General features: G+C 71.3%; 5 protein-coding genes and 1 tRNA gene. 5 read left to right on the top strand and 1 reads right to left on the bottom strand.

The features are described 5' to 3' along the window. Both D1643_RS09615 and D1643_RS09610 read left to right on the top strand, forming a co-directional pair. Positions 1-204: hypothetical protein (locus D1643_RS09615; protein ID WP_160710415.1), on the top strand; the 204-nt coding region annotated here is incomplete at its 5' end. A gap of 256 nt (positions 205-460) precedes the next feature. Beyond that, positions 461-536: transfer RNA gene (locus D1643_RS09610), tRNA-Phe, on the top strand. A gap of 115 nt (positions 537-651) precedes the next feature. Here the strand turns inward: D1643_RS09610 and D1643_RS09605 are convergent. Further along, positions 652-1,149, bottom strand: a complete 498-nt coding sequence (locus D1643_RS09605; protein ID WP_160710414.1) for a DUF4143 domain-containing protein — start codon at positions 1,147-1,149, stop codon at positions 652-654. Positions 1,150-1,436: 287 nt separating this feature from the next. Between D1643_RS09605 and purE the strand changes: the two genes are divergently transcribed. The 3 genes from purE to D1643_RS09590 all read left to right on the top strand — a co-directional run bounded on the left by purE (position 1,437) and on the right by D1643_RS09590 (position 5,063). Beyond that, entirely contained in the window at positions 1,437-1,901 is a 465-nt protein-coding gene (gene purE, locus D1643_RS09600) for a 5-(carboxyamino)imidazole ribonucleotide mutase (protein WP_160710413.1), read from the top strand. Positions 1,902-2,239: 338 nt separating this feature from the next. Next, positions 2,240-4,429, top strand: coding sequence for a thiamine pyrophosphate-dependent enzyme (locus D1643_RS09595; RefSeq protein WP_160710412.1), 2,190 nt, complete (start codon positions 2,240-2,242; stop codon positions 4,427-4,429). After that, the gene (locus D1643_RS09590; RefSeq protein ID WP_160710411.1) at positions 4,422-5,063 is read left to right on the top strand and encodes a 2-oxoacid:acceptor oxidoreductase family protein; all 642 of its coding nucleotides are present in this window, start codon (positions 4,422-4,424) and stop codon (positions 5,061-5,063) included. The genes D1643_RS09595 and D1643_RS09590 overlap by 8 nt, the downstream gene beginning before the upstream one ends. Positions 5,064-5,300: the final 237 nt, after the last annotated feature.

Here is a 5,300-nt window from a genome sequence, read left to right as displayed (position 1 = left end):
GCGGCCGAGACCCCGGGGGCCGGCGAGGCCCCGGGGGCCGATGCCGAGGGGCGGGCGGCCGCCGCCCAGCGGCTGCTCGCCCGCTTTGCCGCCGAGCACGCCCGGCCCTGGTTCGGCCGAGCCGCCGAGTACGCGGCTCGCGTCGACGACGATTTCTACGCCCGCCTGCTCGCCTTGGCTGCCGAGGCTGTCGAGGCCCTGTAGGCGGGGCGGGGCCGCGCCTTCCCTCCCGCGCGTCGCCCGCAGTCTCTCCGGCTGCGGGCGCGCCCTGCGGGAGCGGGGCGAGTTGACGGAATCCGGCGTGCGTGCGGCTGCAGGCGCCCCCGGGTGGAGCCGGCCGCGCCCCTCGTCGTCTCGCCGGTATTTTCCGCAATTTGTCCTTGCGCTTCGGCGTGCGCACCTATAGAATGTATATCCGCTTCAGGAACCGGCGCCTTGACGCCACGGTTCCGGCGCATCCGGTCGGGTAGCTCAGTTGGTAGAGCAGCGGACTGAAAATCCGCGTGCCGAGGGTTCAAGTCCCCCTCCGACCACCACTTTCAAGAAGGCCTCCGCAAGGGGGCCTTTTTCATATTCGAAACCGCACCTGCCTTGCCATCCGCTGCGGCCCCCGTTCGCCAGCCTCTCTGCCACCGTGCCGTCCTCGCCTTCCTACCAGGCGTCGGCGAGGAGAAAGTCGATGATGTTCCAGTGGCGGCAGCCGTCGCGCGACCAGTGGGCCGTGTCGGCGCTGACGACCAGGCGGGGGAACCCATCGGGGATGCCGTTGAATGCCGAGAACGCGCGTTCGCGCGTGGACTCGAGCTCCAAGAGGTACGCGACCTGGATGTACAGGCGCTCGCCCTCGCGCTCGGCCACGAAGTCTATCTCACGGCTGCCCATCCTCCCGACGTGGACGGCGTACCCGCGGCGGCGCAGCTCGTTGAACACGAGGTTCTCCAAGACAAGATCGACGCGGCTGGCGTTGGTTCCCAGCAGCGCCTCGCGCAGCCCGATGTCGGTGACGTACACCTTCTCGCTGCCGCGCAACAGGGCCTTCCTCTTGATGTCGTAGCGCTTCACGCGGCTGATGAGCAGCGCGTCCTCGGCTGCCTGGAGGTAGTTGTACACCGTGTCGTTCGAGAGGGCTCGCTTCTCCTGCTTGAGCATGTTCACGATGCTATCGACTGAGTAGGCGGTGCCGACCTCGGAAAAAACGACAAAAGCAGCGTATTTGAGTTTTTATCGATTACAGTCGATAAAACTAGTCGCTCACGAAGAGGCGGATGCTCTGTGGCCGATGCGGGCGGGGGCGACGGGGGTTGGTGGGCTAGAATAGCGGGATGACGAAACGCTTGCGGGACGCGCCCGCACGTGCGGGCGCGTGATTGCGGGCGAGCGCCTTCCGACCGCTCCGCGCGGCCGGCGCAGGCGGAACACGACGGCGAGGAGGAGCCATGACGCAGGAAACGCCGCTGGTCGGCATCATCATGGGGTCGAAGTCGGACATGCCGGCCATGGAGCCGTGCACGGAGCAGCTGGACGCATGGGGCATTCCCTACGAGGTGAAGGTGGCCAGCGCCCATCGCAAGCCGGCCGAGGTGCATGACTGGGCATCCGGCGCGCACGAGCGCGGCATGCGCGTCATCGTGGCTGCAGCGGGCAAGGCCGCGCACCTGGGCGGCGTGGTGGCGGCCTACACGCCGCTGCCGGTGATCGCCGTGCCCATGAAGACGAGCGACCTGGGCGGCCTGGACTCCCTGCTGTCCATGGTGCAGATGCCCTCGGGCGTGCCGGTGGCCTGCGTGGCCATCAACGGCGCCAAGAACGCGGCCATCCTGGCGGTGCAGATCATGGGAGCGGGCGACGAGGCCCTGCGCCAGAAGGTCATCGACCTCAAGCGCGAGATGGCCGAGGCGTAGTTTCGCCCCGCGCGGCCGAAAGCGCACAGTTTTTTCGAGTTTGCGACAAACGGGCCCGAAAAAAGCTCCGGTTTCTCCGAAAAACAGCTTTTGTCGCATGCGCCGTATCGGGTGGATCAAAGCTGACCTGGGGTTTTGGCCATCAGCTCGCGGCGAGGGCCCGAGGCCCTGTCGCAAAGTCGAAAAAACTGTGCACTTTGGCCCGACGCGCCCTCTGGCGGGGTGCTGCGCCTTGCTAGGAGGGAGGGCGGGCCGTGATGCCGCAGCCCGTCCCGTGCAATAGGCCGGCGGCCCCGCCGCCTTGGCGAATCGAGGAAGAGCGGGAGAACAGGAGTCACATGAAACAGCTGCTGATGGGAAACGAGGCGTTCGCCCACGCGGCCCTGGAGGCCGGGGTGCGCGTGGTGGCTGGCTATCCGGGCACGCCCTCCTCCGAGCTGGTGGAGACGGTGGCCAGGTGCCACGCCCAGGGCGCCGCCCACGGCGTGCACGTGGAATGGTCTACCAACGAGAAGGCGGCTCTCGAGGTGCTGGCGGGTGCGGCCTACTGCGGCGCACGCACGCTGTTCACCTGCAAGATGGTGGGCCTGAACGTGGCGAGCGACGCGCTGCTCAGCCTCAACTACGTGGGCGTGCGCGGCGGCACGGTGCTGTTCGTGGCGGATGACCCCGGTCCCATATCGTCCCAGACCGAGCAGGACACGCGCCGCTTCGGGGCCTTTGCCAAGGTGCCGGTACTCGACCCGGCCACGCCTGAGCAGGGGTTCGCCATGATGCAGGCCGCGTTCGACCTGTCCGAGCGCTATAGCACGCCGGTCATCGTGCGGCCCACCACGCGCATCTGCCACGCCTCAACGTTCTTCGACGTGGCGGACGAGACCGAGGCGCGCCCCGTGCCTGAGGGTGGCTTTCAGAAGGACCCGCGTTGGGTCATCTTCCCCAAGCGCGCGTGGGAGGCCCACGGCGAGATCAACGAGCGGCTGCGCGCCATGGCCGTCGATTTCGCCGCCGACCCGACCCTCGCCGTGTTCAACCCCGTGACCGAGGGCGGCGCTTCCGGCGACCCGGCGGCTCCGGCCCCGCGTCTGGGCATCGTGGCTGGTGGCGTGTCGGCTGCCTATGCGCGAGAGGCGCTGGCGCTCATCGCCCGGGAGGCCGAGCGCGCCGACGTGGCGATGCCCCCGTGGCGGCTCATGCAGGTGGGCACGCCCTACCCGTTCCCGGATGGGGCGGCCCGCTCCTTCGCGGAGGGCGTTGACGAGATCGTCGTCTTCGAGGAGCTGGACTCGGTGCTCGAGGAGGAGCTGCTGCGCCTGGCCGGCGAAGACCACGCCGCCTGGCGTGTGCGCGGCCGTCTGACCGGCGACGCACGCGACCGCGGCGAGAACGACGTCGAGGATATCGCCCGACGCCTGGCGCGCATCTTCGACGAGCGCGCGGCCCGCGCCAGCGCGTCCGCCGCTGAGCGCTTCGGCGCCATGGAGGAGCTGGCCGCCGCCTACGAGCTGGCGCGCGAAGACGCTGCCGCCCACGGCGCGTTCCCCGCTTCGTCCCTGGCGGCCCTGGTGGAGGCCGCGCTGGCTCCGGTCGGCGCGCCTGCCTACGACGGACCGCTGCCGGTGCGCCCCCCGGTGCTCTGCGCCGGCTGCCCGCATCGGGGCAGCTTCTACGCTGTCAAGCGCGCCCTCGGCCGGCGTCCCGCCGTGCTCTGCGGCGACATCGGCTGCTACACGCTCGGCAACGCCGCGCCCCTCGATGCCGTGGACACGTGCTTGTGCATGGGCGCCGGCATCACCATGGCCCAGGGCTTCTCCGTGGCCGACCCGGAAAAGAAGGCCGTTGCCTTCGTCGGCGACTCCACCTTCTTCGCGAGCGCCCTCACCGGCATCGCCAATGCCGTCTACAACGGCCATGACATCACCGTGGCGGTGCTCGACAACGCCACCACGGCCATGACCGGCTCGCAGCCCCACCCCGGCACGGGCGTCACGCTCATGGGCCCGCGCCGCGAGCCCATCGACATCGAGGGCGTCTTGCGGGCCCTCGGCGTGGGATGCGTGACGGTGGCCGACCCGCTCGACCGCGCCGCGGCCCAGGCCGCCGCGGCCGAGGCCATCGACTTCGACGGCCCTTCCGCCGTCATCTTCCGCTCGCCCTGCATCCAGCTGGCCAAGCCGGCGCCGGCCCTGACGGTCGATGCCGCGCGCTGCACCGGCTGCAAGAAGTGCATCACCGAGATCGGCTGTCCGGGCATCGGTTTCGCGCCCGACGCGGAGGGCCCCAAGAGCGGCACCCGGGGCCAGGCGTTCGTGGACGCCGGCCTGTGCACCGGCTGCGGCCTGTGCGCGCAGGTCTGCCCGTTCGACGCGCTCGTTCTTGACGGCGCCCTGGTGCCGCAGCCGGCGGCGGCCGGCGACGTGACCGAGGCGGAGTCCGCCGGCGTGCTGGGCGATGCCCCCGGCGGCGAGCAGGGGAGCGGCGGTGCGGAAGAGTCGCCTGCGGTGACGAGAGGAGGCTCCCGTGATTAACGTGCTTCTCTGCGGGGTGGGCGGCCAGGGCACGGTGCTGGCCGCGAAGGTGCTGGCCCAGGCGGCCCAGTCCAAGGGCTGGCAGGTACGCACCGCCGAGACCATCGGCATGGCCCAGCGCGGCGGGTCGGTCACGTCCCATGTGCGCATGGGCGATGGGGGAGAGCCGGTGAGCGCCCCGCTCGTGACCTGCGCCTCGGCTGACCTCGTCATCGCCTTCGAGCCTGGCGAGGCGGCCCGCGCGCTGCCCTTCCTGGCGCCTGGCGGCACGCTGGTCACCGCGTCTTCCGCCGTGCAGCCGGTGACGGCCGCGCTCGCGGGCACGGCCTACCGCGCCGCCGACGTGCTGGCCGCCCTTCGGGCCGCCTTCGCAGGCGCCGCTGCGGCGGGTGCCCCCGCCCCCGCTGCGAGCCTCGTCGTGGTGGACGACGCCGCCGTGCTCGATCAGCTTGGCAACCGCCGCGCGCTTAACACGGTGCTGCTGGCGTCAGCCCTGGCAACGGGCTGCGTGCCCCTCACGCTCGACGACTTGCGCGCGGCCATCGGAGCCTGCGTCAAGCCGGCCTTCGTCTCCCTGAACCTGCAGGCCGTCGACTTGGCCGCCGCGAACATCGCGGGCGGCGCGGTCGCCTAGCCTCCGAGGGGGGGGCGTCCCGGCGGCCGGCCCCGCCCCTTCGGCCCTCGCCCCCCCCTCGTCCCTTCGGCCCGCTCCCTCTCCACGGGCCTCGCCGTCTTGGTCGGCTCCCGTCCCGCCCGCCTCGGGCTCGCGCCCGCCGGAGGGGCTGCTCCGCCTCGGGGCCCTTGGCCGGCCGGCCGCCCCATGGGTCCCGCCTCTTCGTCCCGCCCCACGGGTCCCGCCCCCCCCCTCGGC

It is taken from the genome of Enterorhabdus sp. P55, assembly GCF_009911695.1.
Classification (GTDB): Bacteria; Actinomycetota; Coriobacteriia; order Coriobacteriales; family Eggerthellaceae; genus Enterorhabdus.
This window is presented reverse-complemented; position numbering and strand designations above follow the sequence as displayed.

Bases quoted from the DNA above. Each gene is read 5' to 3' on its own strand.
- D1643_RS09605 (WP_160710414.1), bottom strand. From the start codon at position 1,149: ATGCTCAAGCAGGAGAAGCGAGCCCTCTCGAACGACACGGTGTACAAC.
- purE (WP_160710413.1), top strand. From the start codon at position 1,437: ATGACGCAGGAAACGCCGCTGGTCGGCATCATCATGGGGTCGAAGTCG.
- D1643_RS09595 (WP_160710412.1), top strand. From the start codon at position 2,240: ATGAAACAGCTGCTGATGGGAAACGAGGCGTTCGCCCACGCGGCCCTG.